This is a genomic window from Acutalibacter sp. JLR.KK004, assembly GCF_036941085.1.
Lineage (GTDB): Bacteria > Bacillota > Clostridia > Oscillospirales > Acutalibacteraceae > Acutalibacter.
Map to the genome: position 1 here is coordinate 189,389 of NZ_JAYMNQ010000002.1, position 16,549 is coordinate 205,937.

General features: G+C 59.0%; 16 protein-coding genes. 13 read left to right on the forward strand and 3 right to left on the reverse strand.

Annotation, left to right across the window (positions count from 1 at the left end; all coding sequences use genetic code 11):
* Positions 1-116: 116 nt before the first annotated feature.
* The 3 genes from VSQ30_RS15300 to scfA all read right to left on the reverse strand — a co-directional run bounded on the left by VSQ30_RS15300 (position 117) and on the right by scfA (position 3,215).
* Positions 117-1,466: an Orn/Lys/Arg family decarboxylase gene (locus tag VSQ30_RS15300; protein ID WP_334465127.1), complete on the reverse strand. Its 1,350-nt coding sequence runs from the start codon at positions 1,464-1,466 to the stop codon at positions 117-119.
* On the reverse strand, positions 1,463-2,848 hold the full coding sequence (scfB, locus tag VSQ30_RS15305) for a thioether cross-link-forming SCIFF peptide maturase (protein WP_334466057.1): 1,386 nt from the start codon (positions 2,846-2,848) through the stop codon (positions 1,463-1,465). The genes VSQ30_RS15300 and scfB overlap by 4 nt, the downstream gene beginning before the upstream one ends.
* Positions 2,849-3,065: 217 nt before the next feature.
* Entirely contained in the window at positions 3,066-3,215 is a 150-nt protein-coding gene (gene scfA, locus VSQ30_RS15310; RefSeq protein WP_160642275.1) for a six-cysteine ranthipeptide SCIFF, read from the reverse strand.
* A gap of 199 nt (positions 3,216-3,414) precedes the next feature.
* Here scfA and VSQ30_RS15315 point away from each other — a divergent pair, with 199 nt between their 5' ends.
* From VSQ30_RS15315 to prmC, 13 genes are all read left to right on the forward strand, one after another.
* Positions 3,415-4,383: a beta-ketoacyl-ACP synthase III gene (locus VSQ30_RS15315; RefSeq protein WP_160642274.1), complete on the forward strand. Its 969-nt coding sequence runs from the start codon at positions 3,415-3,417 to the stop codon at positions 4,381-4,383.
* A gap of 258 nt (positions 4,384-4,641) precedes the next feature.
* Positions 4,642-5,586 carry a nitronate monooxygenase gene (locus VSQ30_RS15320; RefSeq protein WP_334465128.1) on the forward strand — a complete coding sequence of 315 codons (945 nt, stop codon included), beginning with the start codon at positions 4,642-4,644 and terminating at the stop codon, positions 5,584-5,586.
* Complete coding sequence (locus VSQ30_RS15325; protein WP_334465129.1) at positions 5,574-6,488, forward strand: ACP S-malonyltransferase; 915 nt, start codon at positions 5,574-5,576, stop codon at positions 6,486-6,488. The genes VSQ30_RS15320 and VSQ30_RS15325 overlap by 13 nt, the downstream gene beginning before the upstream one ends.
* A 129-nt stretch (positions 6,489-6,617) precedes the next feature.
* A complete protein-coding gene (fabG, locus tag VSQ30_RS15330; protein ID WP_334465130.1) occupies positions 6,618-7,355 on the forward strand; it encodes a 3-oxoacyl-[acyl-carrier-protein] reductase in 738 nt (245 codons plus the stop codon).
* 142 nt (positions 7,356-7,497) lie between these two features.
* Positions 7,498-8,733 carry a beta-ketoacyl-ACP synthase II gene (fabF, locus tag VSQ30_RS15335; protein WP_160642270.1) on the forward strand — a complete coding sequence of 412 codons (1,236 nt, stop codon included), beginning with the start codon at positions 7,498-7,500 and terminating at the stop codon, positions 8,731-8,733.
* Positions 8,734-8,798: 65 nt separating this feature from the next.
* The gene (accB, locus tag VSQ30_RS15340; protein WP_160642269.1) at positions 8,799-9,233 is read left to right on the forward strand and encodes an acetyl-CoA carboxylase biotin carboxyl carrier protein; all 435 of its coding nucleotides are present in this window, start codon (positions 8,799-8,801) and stop codon (positions 9,231-9,233) included.
* A gap of 125 nt (positions 9,234-9,358) precedes the next feature.
* Positions 9,359-9,778 carry a 3-hydroxyacyl-ACP dehydratase FabZ gene (gene fabZ / locus VSQ30_RS15345; protein WP_160642268.1) on the forward strand — a complete coding sequence of 140 codons (420 nt, stop codon included), beginning with the start codon at positions 9,359-9,361 and terminating at the stop codon, positions 9,776-9,778.
* A gap of 40 nt (positions 9,779-9,818) precedes the next feature.
* Positions 9,819-11,132 carry an acetyl-CoA carboxylase biotin carboxylase subunit gene (locus tag VSQ30_RS15350; RefSeq protein WP_334465132.1) on the forward strand — a complete coding sequence of 438 codons (1,314 nt, stop codon included), beginning with the start codon at positions 9,819-9,821 and terminating at the stop codon, positions 11,130-11,132.
* Positions 11,133-11,285: 153 nt separating this feature from the next.
* On the forward strand, positions 11,286-11,666 hold the full coding sequence (gene rbfA / locus VSQ30_RS15355; RefSeq protein WP_334465134.1) for a 30S ribosome-binding factor RbfA: 381 nt from the start codon (positions 11,286-11,288) through the stop codon (positions 11,664-11,666).
* The gene (locus VSQ30_RS15360; protein WP_334465135.1) at positions 11,666-12,628 is read left to right on the forward strand and encodes a DHH family phosphoesterase; all 963 of its coding nucleotides are present in this window, start codon (positions 11,666-11,668) and stop codon (positions 12,626-12,628) included. The genes rbfA and VSQ30_RS15360 overlap by 1 nt, the downstream gene beginning before the upstream one ends.
* A 123-nt stretch (positions 12,629-12,751) precedes the next feature.
* The gene (locus VSQ30_RS15365; RefSeq protein WP_334465137.1) at positions 12,752-14,224 is read left to right on the forward strand and encodes a sensor histidine kinase; all 1,473 of its coding nucleotides are present in this window, start codon (positions 12,752-12,754) and stop codon (positions 14,222-14,224) included.
* Positions 14,225-15,169 (forward strand): DUF1385 domain-containing protein, encoded by a 945-nt coding sequence (locus VSQ30_RS15370; RefSeq protein WP_334465139.1) that lies wholly within the window; start codon positions 14,225-14,227, stop codon positions 15,167-15,169. It begins immediately after the preceding gene.
* Positions 15,166-16,149: a peptide chain release factor N(5)-glutamine methyltransferase gene (prmC, locus tag VSQ30_RS15375; protein WP_334465141.1), complete on the forward strand. Its 984-nt coding sequence runs from the start codon at positions 15,166-15,168 to the stop codon at positions 16,147-16,149. The genes VSQ30_RS15370 and prmC overlap by 4 nt, the downstream gene beginning before the upstream one ends.
* The last annotated feature ends 400 nt before the right edge of the window (positions 16,150-16,549 follow it).

Here is a 16,549-nt window from a genome sequence, read left to right on the forward strand (position 1 = left end):
ATTATAGCACACCCAAAACCGGGCGGGCGGAAATTTTTCCCGCCGTATCCCCCAGTTTTTTGTCTATTTTTCAGCTTCCCGCCTGGAAGGCAGGATAGAAGCCCTGTCCTTTTCCATCATCCTGCCACCACCTGCACGTTCCCTATGCCGTAATACCGGTACACTGCCGCCGCAACATCTGTGATAACTTCCCCCGGCACTGCCGGGGAAATGGCGGGAGGGCAGGAGGCCGCCGGGGAAGCCGCCGTCCGGCCCAGGGCCGCCTCAAGGGGGACTTCCTCCCAAGGGGAAAGCATGGCCTGCCGGAGGGACATGGCCTGCCGGGGCCTTTCCAGGCAGGGAAGCCCCCTGGAAAGGGCAGGCCTTTTTTCTAAAGCTAAAAGGGCCTCGCGCAGCCTTGCGAAATCCTCCGGCGGGTTTTCCGGGGAGGGCATCAGCACCAGATAGTCCGGGTCGGCATATTCCCAGACAATCCCCTTCCCCGCAAGGCGCGCCCCCACTTCCTGGCCGGTGTAGCCGTATTCTTTGGCCTTCAGGGTAAGCTTTACAGGCTCGTCCCCTCCAAAGCGCCATCCCCGCCGGGAAAGGCGCTGCCGCAGCTTCTGCACCCGCCCCGCAGTTTCCAGCAGCTTTTCCCTATAGCCCTCTGCCAGATACAGGTTTGCCCTGTCTAAAGACTGCAAAATAAGATAAGACGGGCTGGTGGAGCCGAACAGCCCCATGGCCTCCCTGGCCCGTTTAAAAAACGCCTGGGGCGCTGCGGGGGCAATGTGGAGATAGGCCCCGCCGGTGAGCACAGGCAGGGTTTTGTGGGCGCTGTCGCAGCAGATGTCGGCCCCCTGGTCCATGGGGTGGCGGGAGGGGGAGAGAAAGCGGCGGTATGCCCCGTGGGCGTTGTCCACCAAAAGGGGCACGCCCTTTTTCCGGGATACCCGGGAAAGGGCGTGAATGTCCGCGCAGTTTCCCAGATAGTCCGGGCTGGTAAGGTATACGGCGGCGGCGTTGGGGGTTTCCTCCAGCGCCTTTTCCAGCCGGGACGGACTGATATCGCACCGGCACAGGCTGTAGTCCTGGTTTTCCGGGAACAGCCACACAATGTCAAAGTCCAGCAGGGCACAGGCTGTGAGGAAGGACTTGTGGGCGTTGCGCCCGGCGATGATGGTGGGCCTTGCGCCAGGGGATTTTTCCCAAAAAGCCAGCAGGGCCAGGTATGCCATGGCCCGGATGCACTGGGAGGATCCTTCTGTAGAATACAGGGTCTGCCCAGCGCCGAAAAGCCCGGCGGCGTTTTCCTCGCTCTCCCGGATAATGCCCTCCGGGCCATACAGCCAGTCCGCCCCTTCGATTTCGGTGATGTCCAGCCCTTCCCAGCCCAGAAAGGATGCGCCCTTATGCCCAGGCATGTGCATACGCACCGGGCTTTCCTGTCCATACCGCTTTACAAAGTCGCAGACAGGGGTGTTCATGCTTCCTCCAGGGCCTGCTCGGCGGCCTTGAGCATAATGGCGCACTCCATCCGCTTCCGGAAGAGGTCGCAGCCATACCGGTAAATGCCGCTGATGGAGCCTGTGGCATGGTAGGCGTTGGCGGCGCACCCCCCGGCGCAGTACAGCTTTGCCCAGCAGTCCGCGCAGTCCGGGCGGGCATACACGTTGCAGCGGCGGAATTCTTCCTGCACGCCGGGGTTTGTCACCCCCTCGAACACGCTGCCCAGCCGGAACCTCTCCTCTCCCACAAACTGGTGGCAGGGGTATAAATCCCCCCAGGGGGTGACCGCCATATACTCTGTGCCGGAGCCGCAGCCGGATATGCGCTTATAGATGCAGGGGCCGCTTTCCAGGTCTATCATATAGTGGTAGAAGGTGAAGGGCTTTCCCGCCTTTTTCCGCTCCAGCATCTTCTGGGCCAGCTTTTCATACTGCTCCATCACAATCCCCTTGTCCTCCTCCGTCAGGGCGGCGGGATCCTCCGGGGCGCACACCACCGGCTCCATGGAAAGCTCTGTAAAGCCCAGGTCCAGCATGGCCTCTATGTCCTGTAAAAAGTCCGGGTTCCAGTGGGTGAAGGTGCCCCGCATGTAATAATTCCTGTTCCCCCGGGCCTGCACCAGCTTTTGGAATTTGGGCACAATCCGGTCAAAGCTCCCCTGGCCCTGATAGTCCACCCGGAAGCGGTCGTGCACCTCCCGCCTGCCGTCCAGGCTCAGCACCACATTGTGCATCTCCCGGTTTGCAAACTGGATAACATCCTCGTCAATGAGCATCCCGTTGGTGGTGAGGGTGAAGCGGAAGTTTTTCCCCTTTTCCTTTTCCACAGACCGGGCATAGGCCACCAAGCGCTTTACCACATCCCAGTTCATCAAAGGCTCCCCGCCGAAAAAGTCCACCTCCAGGTTGCGGCGGCTGCCGGAATTTTCCATCAGGAAATCCAGCGCCCGCCTGCCCACCTCAAAGGGCATCAGCGCCCGCTCCCCGTGGAATTTCCCCTGGGAGGCAAAGCAGTAGGAGCAGTTCAAATTGCAGGTGTGGGCTACGTGCAGGCATAAGGCCTTCACCACATTGCCGCTGCGGGCCTTGAAATCTCCCGCCATAGGGGCGAAGGCGTCCGGCGTGAACAGCTTCCCGGCCTCCTCCAGCTCCCCCACGGCGTCCAGGCAGGCTTCCACCTCCGCCGGGGTGATTTCCGGCCTGTGGGCGTATTTTTCCAAAACAATCCGGGCAATTTCCTCCCGGCTCTTTTCCTTATATAAGGCGATGACGTCATAAGCCGCCTCGTCCACCACATGGACAGAGCCGGAGCAGGTGTCCAGCACGATGTTCCAGCCGCCCAGCTTATATTGATGCACCATGTTTTCCATTCCTCTTTTCTATAGGCCATACCGCTTAAGGCTCTGTACACAATAGTAAGAAATGAGGTGTATTCCCCCCCTGCGGGCGGGGGAACACACGGCTATCTTTTCCTATCATTCCTTTCAGAAATAATAGCTGTGAACCCAGCGGCGCTGCCTGTATCCATACAACGAAAAAGTGCCGCCCATTACGGCGGCACCGAAACAAACGGCCGTTTTATTCCTCGCTGTCGTTTTCACAGGGCTGGTTTGCGATGCCGCAGCTTGTTTTGCAGGCGGACTGGCAGGAAGTCTGGCACTCGCCGCAGCCGCCGTTTTTGGCGCTTTCGCAAAGATCCCGGGTCTTGAGCGTTTTAATCATCTCCATGGCATATCCCTCCGTTAAAGCCCCTAAGGGCATATTTTTTTATTATTTTAGCATATGCTGCCCGGGTTGTCAAGCATGACGGGCGGCGCCCGAATCGCCGCAAACGTTGACAAAGCTGGGCAAATTCGGTAAAATAAAGTGAAACGCCTTTTTCCGGCAAACCGGGGCAGGCGGGCAAATTCAGGACGGGAGAAAAAAGATGAGCTTTCAGATACTGGGCACCGGCAGCTTTGTGCCGGAGAGGGTTGTCACCAATGAGGAGCTTTCCCAGATGGTGGATACCTCCGACGAATGGATTGTAAAGCGGATAGGGGTGCGCAAGCGCCGCGTGTGTACCTCTGAAACAGTCACTGATTTAGGCGTGGAGGCCGCCCGCAGGGCCTTGGCAGACGCGGGCGTGCAGCCGGAGGAGCTGGATCTGATTATCGCCGCCACCATCAGCGCGGACACCATCTCCCCAGGGCTGGGGGGCATGGTGCAGAACCGGCTGGGCGCCCGCTGCCCGGCATTTGACATGAATGTGGCCTGCCCGGGCTTTTTGTTTGCCTTGGACGTGGCGGCGGGCTTTTTTGCGCGGAAGGCGGTTAAAAAGGTGCTGGTGGTAAGCGCTGAGCGCATGAGCGGCCTTATGGACTGGGAGGACAGGGCTACCTGCTGCATTTTCGGGGACGGCGCGGGGGCTGTCGTGCTGGGAGAAGGGGACGCGTACCTTGCTTCCGAGCTGCACACCCAGGGCGGGGACGATATTATCAGCATTCCTGTTAAATGGGACAACTCCCCCTTTTACCAGCGCGAGCTGCCGAAAAATAAGGTAAACATGGAGGGGCAGGCCACCTATAAATTTGCCGTGACTTCCATGGTGTCGGATATTAAATCCGTACTGGAGAAGGCCGGGATAACCGGGGAGCAGGTGAAGGCGGTTATCCCCCACCAGGCAAATTACCGGATTATCAACGAGGCAAGGCGGCGCCTGCCGGAAATAGCCCCGGAAAAGTTCCTTCTCAACATTGAGGAATATGGCAACACCTCCTCTGCCAGCGAACCCCTCCTGCTGGACGAGGCCCGCCGCAAGGGGATGTTCCAGCCCGGGGACTATATCCTGCTTTCCGCCTTTGGGGGCGGGCTTTCCAGCGCGTCCTGCGTGGTACGGTGGACTAAAGCAAAGTAAGAAACCGTACCAATAGGGCCTAGCACAAATCTTTCCGGCAAGTTTTGCGGGCTTCTGTGTTGGAAATCCTCGACATGCGACAGCATGTCTTGCGGTTTCCGCCTTGAATCCCACAAAATTTTCTCGAAAATCTTTGCACCACTCCTATCGGTACAGCTTCTAAAAGTTTTTGAGGATCCTTAAGGAACTTTTTTCAAAAAGTTCCTTAAGCGGGGGGATGGGGGCGGCGCCCCCAAATAGAGAAAGGATGGTTTCATCATGATAAAAACACCGCTGTGTGATTTGCTGGGAATTGAATATCCCATTTTCCAGGGGGGCATGGCCTGGATATCCGACGGGAAGCTGGCGGCCGCTGTTTCAAACGGCGGGGGCTTAGGCATTATCTCCGCCATGAACGCCAACGCCCAGTATGTAAGGGAACAGATACAGCTTGCCAGAAGCCTGACAGACAAGCCCTTTGGGGTGAACATTATGCTTATGTCCCCCTTCGCGGAGGAAGTGGCCCAGGTGGCGGCGGAGGAAAAGGTGGCGGTTGTCACCACCGGCGCCGGGAACCCCTCTAAGTTCATGCCCCTGTGGCTGGAGGCAGGGGTGAAGGTTATCCCTGTGGTGGCAAGCGTGGGCATGGCAAAGCTTGTGACAAAGGCCGGGGCCTCCGCCATTATCGCGGAGGGCGGGGAGTCTGGCGGCCATGTGGGGGAACTGACCACCATGGTGCTGGTGCCTCAGGTATGCGACGCCACAAACCTGCCTGTTTTGGCGGCAGGGGGCATCGGGGACGGCAGGGGCATTGCGGCCTCCTTTATGCTGGGAGCCGCAGGCGTGCAGGTGGGCACCCGGTTTTTGGTGGCCCACGAATGCGGCGTACACCCCAACTACAAGAAAAAGGTTTTAAAGGCAAACGACATTGCCACTATGACCACCGGCAAGCGGCTGGGCCATCCGGTGCGGCAGATTAAGAACCAGTTCGCCAAGGATTTCCTGAAAGCGGAATACAGCCAGATTTCCGACGAAGAGCTGGAGAAGCTGGGCAGCGGGGCGCTGTACCGGGCCGCTGTGGAGGGCGACGAAAAAACCGGGGACTTCCTGGCCGGGCAGATTGCCGGCATGGTGAACAAAGAACAGCCCGCCGCCGAGATTATCAAAGAGATGTTCACAGAAGCGGAAGAAGTGCTGAAGGGGGCGGGGAAATGGGTAAAATAGCCTTTGTGTTTTCAGGCCAGGGGGCGCAGTATCCCGGCATGGGGGAATCCCTGTGCGGGATAAGCCCTGCCGCAAAAGAGGTTTTCGCCCTGGCGGACTCTTTGCGCCCGGGCACCTCTGCCCAGTGCTTCTCCGGCACAGCGGAGGAACTGGCTGTTACCAAAAACACCCAGCCCTGTGTCTACTGCGTGGATCTGGCGGCGGCAAAGGCCCTGGAGGAAGCGGGGATACGCCCGGACTTCGCGGCGGGTTTTTCCCTGGGAGAGGTTGCGGCCCTCACCTTTGGAGGCGTGTTCGCCCCGGAAGCGGGATTTGATTTCGTGTGCAGACGGGCGCAGGCCATGCAGCAGGCGGCAGAGGACAATCCCGGCGCTATGGCGGCGGTGCTGAAGCTTTCAAACGAAAAGGTGGAGGCGCTGTGCGGGGAGTTTTCCCGGGTGTGGCCTGTCAATTATAACTGCCCGGGCCAGCTTGTTGTGGCGGGGGATCCGGAGCAGCTTGCGGCTTTCCAGGCAAAGGTGAAAGAGGCCGGAGGCCGGGCCGCGCCCCTGGCTGTAAGCGGGGGGTTCCACTCGCCGCTGATGGAAAGCGCCGCCGGGAAGCTTCTGGAAGCCTTGGGGGAAATTCCCCTGGGGAAGCCCTCTCTTCCCATTTACGCAAACGCCACCGCCCAGCCCTACGAAGGGGATATGGGCGCTTTGCTGGTGCGGCAGGTGAAAAGCCCGGTGCGCTGGCAGGAGACAATAGAAGCCCTGGCGGCAGAGGGTGCGGACACCTTCTTTGAGTGCGGCCCAGGGAAAACCCTTTGCGGGCTGATTAAGAAAACCATAAAAACCGCAAAGGCATACCAGGTGCAGGACGCTGAGACGCTTCAAGCCGCTTTGGAGGCTTCCCGCACTTAAGGCCGCGGGACTTCTCTCGCCTGCCACACTTAAGGCCGTGAGGGCGCTGCCCTCACACTCCCGCAGCTTTCTTTCGGAGAAAGCTGGCAAAGAACTCGCGTCCACGCCAAACCAAAGGAGGAAACACACATGAAGCTGGAAAACAAGATTGCCCTTGTGACAGGGGCTTCCCAGGGCCTGGGAAAGGCCATTGCCCTGAAGCTTGCTGAAAACGGAGCAGATATCGCCGTGATTTATGTAGGCCCGGAAGAGCCTGCCCTTGCCGTCTGCAGGGAAATAGAAGCCATGGGCCGCAGGGCCAAGGCCTATTTCTGCGACGTGCGGGAGGAAGAGGCTGTGAACGATACCGTTAAGGCGGTGACAGAGGATCTGGGGAAAATCCACATCCTGGTGAATAACGCCGGGGTTACCCGGGACGGCCTGCTGGTGAAGATGGACGAGAAGGATTACGACATGGTGCTGGACATCAACCTGAAGGGCGCTTTCCATATGACAAGGGCCTGCTGCCGGGGCTTTATGCGCCAGCGCTATGGAAAGATCATCAATATCAGCTCCATTGCGGGGCTGGTGGGCAATGCCGGACAGGTAAACTATGCCGCCTCCAAGGCCGGGCTTATCGGCATGAGCAAGTCTGTTGCCAAGGAGCTGGGGGGCCGGGGCATTTGCTGCAACTGCATTGCCCCTGGTTTCATTGAGACAGACATGACAAAGGACATCAAGGAGGACAACCCCCTTTTGCAGCAGGTGCCTATGAGGAAAATGGGCAAGCCGGAGGACGTGGCAAACGCGGCCCTGTTCCTGGCTTCCCCGGATTCCGACTATATCACAGGCGAAACCATCCGGGTGGACGGGGGCCTGGCAACGTAAAGAGCCCCGGATGCAGGGCGGGAAGCCCTGGAAACGCACGACCTTTGTGCGCCGCAAGGTTTTGAAGATTCTTCAAGGGGCCTGGCAAAGGCAGGTCCCTTCAGCCGCCGGAGGCGGAACAGGGAAAGGAGACGTTTACACATTGCGTAGAGTTGTGATAACAGGCATGGGCGCCGTAACCCCCATAGGCAACGACGTGCCCAGCTTCTGGGAGGCTTTAAAGGCCGGGAAATGCGGCATAGGGCCGATTACGAAATTCGACGCGGCAGAATACAAGGTAAAGGTTTGCGCAGAGGTAAAGGATTTCGATCCTTTGCGGTACATGGACAAGGGAGACGCGCGCAAGTTTGACCTTTTCTGCCAGTATGCCATGGCAGCGGCCGGGCAGGCTGTGGAGGAAAGCGGCATTGTGGGCACTTTGGAGCCGGAGCGCATCGGCACCTATTTCGGCTCTGGCATTGGGGGCATTGAAACCTTTGCCGCGCAGCAGCAGGCGCTGATGGAAAAAGGCCCCCGGCGGGTGTCCCCTTTCTTCATCCCCGCGCTGATTATCAACATGGCAAGCGGCCTTATCGCCATTAAATACAAATTCCAGGGCGCTGCCATCCCGGCTGTGACAGCCTGCGCCACAGGCAACAACGCTATTGGCGAGGCCTACCGGGCCATTAAGCATGGCTATCTGGACGCGGTGCTGACAGGCGGCGCGGAAGCGGCTATTATCCCCCTGGGGGTGGCGGGGTTTGCCAGCATGAAGGCCCTTTCCACCACAGAGGATCCGGAAAAGGCCTGCGTGCCCTTTGACGCAAGGCGCAACGGCTTTGTTATGGGCGAGGGCGCGGGCGCTTTGATGCTGGAGGAATATGAGCACGCCAAGGCCCGGGGCGCAAAAATCTTCGGGGAGCTTTGCGGCTACGGGGTCACCTGCGACGCGCACCATATCACCGCGCCGGATCCGGAGGCTGCCGGCGGCGCCCGGGCCTTGAAAATGGCCTATGACGAGGCTGGGGGCTGCGGGGATCCCGCGAAGATATACGTAAATGCCCACGGCACCAGCACCCCCTTGAACGACTCCTGCGAAACCCTGGCCATTAAAAAGGGCCTGGGGGAAGAAGCGGCCCGCAAATGCATGGTCAGCTCCACCAAGTCCATGACAGGGCATATGCTGGGCGCCGCAGGGGCTGTGGAGGCCATTGCCTGCGTGAAGGCCCTGGAGGAGGGCGTTGTGCCCCCCACCATCGGATATGAAGAGCCTGACCCCAACTGCGATTTGGACTATGTGCCGAACACAGCCCGGCAGGCGGAGATAGAGCTGGCCCTGTCGGCTTCCCTGGGATTTGGCGGGCACAACGCCTATCTGGCCTTTAAAAAAGCTTTATAAAAACTTCCAAACCGGGGACTGTCCCGAAAACCGCGGGCAGTCCCCGAACCAGAAAGGATGCAGGTATGGAAATAAAAGAGATTGAAGCCCTGGCAAGGCTGATGAAAGAAAACGGCCTGACCAGCCTTGCGTTTAAAGAAGGCGAGGTTTCCCTGAAGCTGGAGCGCCGGCAGGAGGCCGCGGCCTTCCCCCAGGCAGAGGGTTCCCCCTTTGTGCCGGCCCCTGTAGAGGCCCCGGCCCCGGAGCAGGCCCCTGCCCAGAAGGAAGGCACCCTGGTGGCGTCTCCCACAGTGGGGGTGTTTTACGCGGCGGCTTCCCCGGAGAGCCAGCCCTTTGTGGCTGTAGGGGATCAGGTGGAAAAAGGCGACACTTTATGCATTATCGAAGCCATGAAGCTGATGAACGAGATCCCGGCGGAGGTTTCCGGCAGGGTGGCGGAAATCTGCGTGAGCAACGGCCAGGTGGTGGAATACGGGCAACCACTATTTAGAATAATATAATACTTCTGTTTTGGAATAGTTTAGGCGCAAGCCCTTTTTAAAGGGCTTGCAGGGGATTGGGGGCGGACCATGAGCCGACCGAGTCGGCAGACGAGACAGTTCCCAAGGTCTTAGGAGGTACTGGTATGAACAAGGAAGAAATCAAAAAGCTGCTGCCCCACCGGGAGCCAATGCTGCTGGTGGACGAGGTGGAGCTGATAGACGGCAAGGCCCATGGCAAATGCCATATTAAAGGGGACGAATACTTTCTGCAGGGGCATTTTCCCGGGAACCCGGTGGTGCCGGGGGTTATCCAGTGCGAGATGATGGCCCAGTCGGCCTGCGTGCTGCTTATTGGAAGCGCGCAGGGAAAAACGCCCCTGTTTACAAGCCTGAACAATGTGAAGTTCCGGGGGCAGGTGAAGCCTGGGGACACCCTGGAAACAGAATGCGAGCTTACCCGGCAGCGGGGCAGCTTTTACTTTGCCAAGGGCGTGGGCCGTGTAAACGGCAAGGTGTGCGTAAGCGCGGAATTTTCCTTTGCCCTGGTAGACGGGGCGGAATAAGGGGCGGGCTTTTGGCTCCTCTTGAAAGGATGAAAACAAATTGTTCACGAAGATTTTAATTGCGAACCGGGGGGAAATCGCCATCCGCATTATCCGGGCCTGCAAGGAGATGGGCATCTCCACAGTGGCGGTGTATTCCCAGGCGGACAAGGAGTCCCTTCACGTGGCCCTGGCGGATCAGGCTGTGTGCATTGGAGGCGCCCGGGCGGAGGAAAGCTATCTGGACGCAAAGCGCATTGTCAGCGCTGCCATCGCCACAGGCGCCCAGGCTATCCATCCCGGCTACGGCTTTTTGGCGGAAAACGCCGGGTTTGCCGGAATGTGCAAGCAGTATGGCCTGGTGTTTATCGGCCCTCCCGGGGAGGTTATCTCCCAGATGGGGGACAAGGACGCCGCGCGCCGCTTAATGCAGGCAAACGGCGTGCCTGTCACCCCCGGCACAGACATCCTGCAAGACGCCGGGGAGGCCTGCGAGGCAGCAAAAGCCATCGGATATCCTGTGCTGATTAAGGCCAGCGCCGGCGGCGGCGGCAAGGGCATCCGGCTGGTGAAAAGGCCGGAGGACATGGAAAAAGCCTTTGGCACAGCCAGCCAGGAAGCGGAAAAGGCTTTCGGCGACGGCAGGATGTATCTGGAAAAATATCTGGCCCCTGTCAAGCACATAGAGGTGCAGCTCTTGGCGGACAAGGCGGGGAACACCGTGTGCCTGGGAGAGCGGGAATGCTCCATCCAGAAGAACAACCAGAAGCTGATAGAGGAGTCCCCCTCCCCCGCCGTCACCCCGGAGCTGCGGGAAAAGCTGACGGAAACAGCCGCCCGGGCCGCCAAAGCGGCGGGCTATGAAAACGCGGGGACAGTAGAATTCCTCATGGACAAGGCGGGCCATTTCTATTTCATGGAGATGAACACCCGCCTGCAGGTGGAGCACCCTGTGTCAGAGCTTGTAACCGGGGTGGACATTGTGAAGTGGCAGATCCGCATAGCGGCGGGAGTGCCGCTTGACTTCACCCAGGAGGATATCCAGGTGCGGGGGGCTGCCATTGAGTGCCGCATTAACGCCTTGGGCGCTGGCAAGGTGGGCTTTTTCCACACGCCTGGCGGGCCTTGGGTGCGCTTTGACACCTTCCTTTACCAGGGCTATGACATCCCGCCTTATTACGACTCCATGCTTGGGAAGATGATTGTCTATTCCTCCACCCGGGGGGAAGCCATCCGCAAGATGCAGTCCGCTTTATGCGAGCTGGTGGTGGGAGGCACCCGCAATAATATTGAGAGCCAGATTGAAATTGTCCGGGACGCCCGCTTCAAGGCCGGGGACTATTATACAGATTTTATGCAGCACTTTGGGGGATAATCCAGCCCTGCTGTAAAGAATAAATGTGGGAATGAAACAAATGACCGTTCTCCAAGGTTTTTGGAGATGCATAAGAACCTTTTTCCTGAAAAAAGTTCTTATGCCGCCGGAGGCAGAAGCGTTTTGCCTCTGGCAGAGAGGAGCAGCGTAAAGATGGCAGGAAACAAGATAGCCCGGGTGACGGAGGACGTACACCGGGAACTGACGGCAATCCTGCGGGAGGTGAAAGATCCCCGGGTGAAGGACTGCCTGCTGAGCGTCGTGCGGGTGGAGGTGACAAACGACCTCTCCTACTGCACCGTATACGCCAGCACCATGGAGGGCATGGAGCGCACAAAAACTGCTGTGCAGGGGCTGAAATCCGCCGGGGGATATATCCGGCGGGAGCTGGGCCGCAGGCTGAAGCTGCGGCACGTGCCGGAACTGATTTTCAAGGCCACAGATTCCATTGCTTATGGCGCGTCCATTTCCCGGATGCTTCAGGATCTGGACATTCCGGAGGAAGAAGAGCCAAAAGAGGAGGAAGAGGACTGATGGCAGACTGCATGAAGGCAGCCGCGCTGCTGCGGGGCTGGGACGACATCCTGGTGCTGTGCCACGCTTCCCCGGACGGGGATACCCTGGGTTCTGCCGGGGCCTTGGTGCGGGGGCTTGGCGCCTTGGGAAAGCGGGTTTTTTTTGCCTGCGGGGACAAAATTGACGAAAAATACAGCTATCTTTTTGAGGGGCTTGCGCCCCTTGGCCGGGAGCCTGCCCATATCGTGTCGGTAGACGTGGCCACGCCCTCCCTGCTGGGAAGCCTGGAAGAGGAATATGCGGGCCGGATAGATCTGGCTATTGACCACCACAGCGGGCATACGCTTTTTGCCCGGGAAAGCTGGGTGGAGCCGGATTCCGCCGCCAACAGCGAGCTTATCTACCTGCTGCTCCAGGAACTGGGAGTCTCCATTGACAAGGCCATGGCAGACTGCCTGTACACCGGCATTTCTACGGACACCGGGTGCTTCCGCTATGCCAATGTAACCCCCCGCACCCATCGCATCGCTGCAAGGCTGCTGGAACTGGAGGCCGACGGGGCCAGGATAAACCGGGAGATGCATGAAAGCAAGTCTAAGGCCCAGATAGAGGCTGAGCGGATCTTGATGGAGAGCATGGCCTTTTCCTGCGGCGGGAAGTGCGCCATGGTACAGGTGCCCCTTTCCATATACGAGCGTACAGGCGTGCAGGAAGGCGATCTGGAAGGGATGGCGGCTTTGCCCCGGCAGATAAAAGGGGTGCTTTTAGGCGTCACCTTAAAGGAGAAGGAGAACGGCCTGGTGAAAGGCTCTGTACGCAGCAACCCCCCTGCCAACGCCCGGGAAATCGGGGAAAGCTTTGGCGGCGGGGGGCACCCGGGGGCTGCCGGGTTCACCCTGCCCGGGATGACCCTGTCCCAGGCGGCGGAGAAGGTGGAGGCGGCCTGCCGGGAACAGCTTCTGAGGCTGGGGCTGCTGTAGAGCGAATGGCGCGGGCAGGGAGCGTGGCTGTGCCTCTCTGGCTAAAGCGCGAAAAGCGAAGCGCGGGATTCCAAAGGGTGATAACCCTTTGGCCGCCGGAGGCAATTTAGAAGGAGGCGCGCCATGACAAGAGGGATTTCCCGCCGGTGGTTTATCAACACCATCGGCGTGGTGTTTTTGATATTGCTGGTGTCCATCCTCACCCTTTCCATGATGGTGCAAAGCTCCACCTATAACGGCATGGAGCTGGCCCTCACCGGGCGGCTGGAGGAACTGCTCAACTGGCTCTCCGGCAGTTCCGGGGGATATGAAACCTCCGAGTTTGCCGCCATCACCCGGGACTACATTGAAAACGTGTTTCAGGAAAAAAACCGGATGGAAATTATGGCTTTAAGCAAGGACGGCAAGGTGTTCATCACCTCCACAGGCTTTGAGCCTGACCAGCAGCAGGCCATGCCCGACTATGAAATGGCCCTGAGAAGCGGGGACAATGCCGGCAAATGGGTGGGGGAGCTGGACACCGGGGAGAAGGTGATGGCTGTCACCCGGGCAGTGCGGGACAGCAGCGGGAGCCTGATTGGGGCCATCCGCTACATGGTTTCCCTGGAGCGGGCCGACCGCCAGACAGCCTTGGTCATAAGCGCGCTGGTGCTGGGCGGGGCCTTTATCATGCTGCTGCTCACTTTAAGCGGCGCCTACTTTATCCGCTCCATCCTGGTGCCCGTGCGGCAGGTAAGCCAGAGCGCCCGGCAGATTGCCCAAGGGGACTTTGAGGTGCGCATTGAGAAGTCCAAGGATGACGAGATAGGCCAGCTTTGCGACGCTATCAACGACATGGCGGGAGAGCTGGGGGCGGCGGAGCGGATGAAAAACGACTTTATCTCCTCTGTCTCCCACGAGCTGCGCACCCCCCTTACCGCCATCAAGGGCTGGGCCGAAACCCTTCAGGGGGGCGCGGATCCCGGCACCGAGGAAAAGGGCATCGGGGTGATTATCCGGGAATCGGAGCGGCTTTCCGGCCTTGTGGAAGAGCTGCTGGATTTCTCCCGGCTGCAAAGCGGGCGCATGCGCCTGATTGCCGAGCGGCTGGATCTGATAGCGGAGCTGGACGAGGCGGTGTACCTCTTTACCGACCGCGCCCGCACAGAGCGCAAGGAGCTGCGCTACGCGGAGACAGACCAGCTTGCCCCGGTTTACGGGGACAGGGACAGGCTGCGGCAGGTGTTCGTGAACATCCTGGACAACGCCCTGAAATATACAGGGGAAGGCGGAGCCGTCAGCGTGGCGGCCTCTGTAGAGGCGGGCTATGTGAAGGTGCTGGTGACAGACACAGGCTGCGGCATTCCGGCAGAGCACCTGCCTAATGTAAAGAAAAAGTTTTACAAGGCAAACCAGCTTGTGAGAGGTTCTGGCATTGGCCTGGCGCTGGCGGATGAGATCACCGCCATGCACGGCGGCGCGCTGGAACTGGAAAGCCAGGAGGGGAAGGGCACCTGTGCCGCCATCTCCCTGCCTCTGTGCGCCACTTTGGAGGCGTCGCCTGAGCTTGTGGAGACGCCGGAGATACAAAAGCTGCTGGAAAGGAATCGGGAATAAATGGAAAAAACAAAGAAAATCACCACCATAGGCGGGCAGGCCCTGATTGAAGGCATTATGATGGTTGGCCCCAAGCGCACCACAGCCGCTTTCTGTGACGAGAAGGGCAATGTCACCACAGAGGACATTACGACCCCCCGGCTGCGGGATAAATGGCCCATTCTGGGCAAGCCCTTCATCCGGGGCATTTTCTCCCTGGTGGACACCTTCCGCCTGGGCTACAAGGCCTTATCCATCTCCGCGGACAAGCTGACGGAGGAGGACGGGGAAGAGGAGCTTTCCGGCCTGGACAAGTGGCTGTATGATCACCTGGGGGAAAAGCTTACCGGGGCGGTGATGGCAATTGGCGGCGTGCTGGGCGTGGCCCTTGCCATTTTGCTGTTCTTTTTCCTGCCCACAGTCCTCTTTAACCTGCTGCAAAAAGCCTTTCCCGCTGACATCGCCCCCTGGCGCTCTGTCTTTGAGGGCTTCCTGCGCATTGCCATCTTTGTGGGATACATCCTGCTGGTATCCCTGCTGCCAGACATGCGCCGCACCTTCCAGTATCATGGGGCGGAACATAAAACCATCTTCTGCTATGAAAACGATCTGCCCCTGACTGTGGAGAATGTGAAAAAGCAGAAGCGGTTCCATCCCCGGTGCGGCACCAGCTTCCTGATTCTCATGCTGCTTATCGGCATTATTGTGGGCTTTTTCATTCCCTTTGAAAATCCCTTTCTGCGCACAGTGACAAAGCTTTTGTGCATCCCCCTGATGGTAAACATCGGCTTTGAGCTGCAAAAGGCCTGCGCCCGGCACACAGGGCTTCTCTCCCGGATTGTCACCGCCCCGGGGCTTTGGATGCAGCGCATCACGGTGAAGGAGCCGGATGATAAAATGATAGAGGCCGCTATTGCCGCCATGGAGGCGGTTATCCCGGAAAACGGGGAGGATTTGCTCTCGTGACGGAAAAGGCGGATACCTACCGGCAGCTATACCTGCACTGCCTTTCCCGGCTGCGGGCCGCTGGCATAGAAGATCCCGGCACAGACGCGGCACTGCTGTGCCGGCACTTTTTCTCCTTAGACCGCCCCGGCCTTGCGGTTCATGGGGAAGAGCATTGCCCGGAGCCTGCCCGGCAGGCCTTTTTGCAGGCAGTCCGGGAGCGGGCAGGCCGCAGGCCCTTACAATATATCCTGGGGCGCTGGGACTTTATGGGCCTTACCCTGCAGGTGGGGGAGGGGGTGCTGGTGCCCCGGGAGGACACAGCCGTTTTGGTGGAGGCCCTTGCCCGGCAGCTTGCGGGAAGGGAGTGCCTTTCGGGGGTGGATCTCTGCGCGGGCACAGGGGCTGTGGCCCTGGGGCTTTGCTCCCTGTGCCCAGGGCTTCAAATGGACTGCCTGGAGCTTTCCCCCCAGGCGTTTTCCTATCTGGAAAAAAACCTCCAAGCGTATCCCCAATACCCTGTCAGGGCTTTTCAGGGGGACATCCTTTCAGGGGAAACCGCAGCCCGGTTCCAGGGACTGGACGTGATTGCCGCAAACCCTCCCTATGTTGCCAAAGACATTCTCCCCTCCCTCCAGCCGGAGGTGCAAAGAGAGCCTGCCATGGCCCTGGACGGCGGCCCGGACGGCCTGCTGTTTTACCGGGCCATTGCAAAGGAATGGGTTCCCCTTCTGAACCAGGGCGGCGTGCTGGGGGTGGAGATCGGGGAGGAGCAGGGCGAGGCTGTTATGGAGCTTTTCCAGGCCTCCGGCCTTTCGCGGATTGTCCTCCACAAAGACTGGGCCGGGCTTCCCCGGGCAGTCACCGCTTTGGCTGTAAGTTTTCACAAGACCTGCAAAACCCAGGACGGGCCTACTTTTCAACATGAAAAAATGTGGAAAACTCCGGGAAACGGCTTAAATACTAGGTTTTTTCGCGGAAAACCGCTTGCATACCGCTGAAAATTTTGCGATTCCTTAAAATGGGATTGCAAAATTTTTTTGCCCGTTTTCGGCCCAAAAACAGCCTGCGCGGCGCAAAGCCGTCAACCGTTCAAAGTTACCTTTTAGGAGCGTTTAAGGCCGCGCACAAAACCTTTTAAGAAACCGCACAAACCTAGTATTTGCGCGGTTTAAGCGGCTTTTAAGAAAATAACAACAGCCCTTTAAGCGAACGCATACAAACGCCGCTTAAAGGGCTTGTTTTTTGCTTTTAAGAGCCTGACCCCCGCAACACCCCCCGCAAGTAACCGCTAGGGGGGCGCAACTGCCGAAAAACCTAATAAAATCAAGGGGTTTTGGCTTTTCACGTTTTTGCGGAAACAAGGGCAGACTTCCGGGCTACTTGCACCCCCCTCCCCAC

What these genes read in the sequence shown, in the direction of transcription:
- VSQ30_RS15360 (WP_334465135.1), top strand. Translation starts at nt 11,666, where the DNA reads ATGGCAGACTGCATGAAGGCAGCCGCGCTGCTGCGGGGCTGGGACGAC.
- VSQ30_RS15325 (WP_334465129.1), top strand. Translation starts at nt 5,574, where the DNA reads ATGGGTAAAATAGCCTTTGTGTTTTCAGGCCAGGGGGCGCAGTATCCC.
- VSQ30_RS15300 (WP_334465127.1), bottom strand. Translation starts at nt 1,466, where the DNA reads ATGAACACCCCTGTCTGCGACTTTGTAAAGCGGTATGGACAGGAAAGC.
- accB (WP_160642269.1), top strand. Translation starts at nt 8,799, where the DNA reads ATGGAAATAAAAGAGATTGAAGCCCTGGCAAGGCTGATGAAAGAAAAC.
- scfB (WP_334466057.1), bottom strand. Translation starts at nt 2,848, where the DNA reads ATGGTGCATCAATATAAGCTGGGCGGCTGGAACATCGTGCTGGACACC.
- scfA (WP_160642275.1), bottom strand. Translation starts at nt 3,215, where the DNA reads ATGGAGATGATTAAAACGCTCAAGACCCGGGATCTTTGCGAAAGCGCC.
- fabZ (WP_160642268.1), top strand. Translation starts at nt 9,359, where the DNA reads ATGAACAAGGAAGAAATCAAAAAGCTGCTGCCCCACCGGGAGCCAATG.
- fabG (WP_334465130.1), top strand. Translation starts at nt 6,618, where the DNA reads ATGAAGCTGGAAAACAAGATTGCCCTTGTGACAGGGGCTTCCCAGGGC.
- rbfA (WP_334465134.1), top strand. Translation starts at nt 11,286, where the DNA reads ATGGCAGGAAACAAGATAGCCCGGGTGACGGAGGACGTACACCGGGAA.
- VSQ30_RS15370 (WP_334465139.1), top strand. Translation starts at nt 14,225, where the DNA reads ATGGAAAAAACAAAGAAAATCACCACCATAGGCGGGCAGGCCCTGATT.
- VSQ30_RS15320 (WP_334465128.1), top strand. Translation starts at nt 4,642, where the DNA reads ATGATAAAAACACCGCTGTGTGATTTGCTGGGAATTGAATATCCCATT.
- VSQ30_RS15315 (WP_160642274.1), top strand. Translation starts at nt 3,415, where the DNA reads ATGAGCTTTCAGATACTGGGCACCGGCAGCTTTGTGCCGGAGAGGGTT.
- VSQ30_RS15365 (WP_334465137.1), top strand. Translation starts at nt 12,752, where the DNA reads ATGACAAGAGGGATTTCCCGCCGGTGGTTTATCAACACCATCGGCGTG.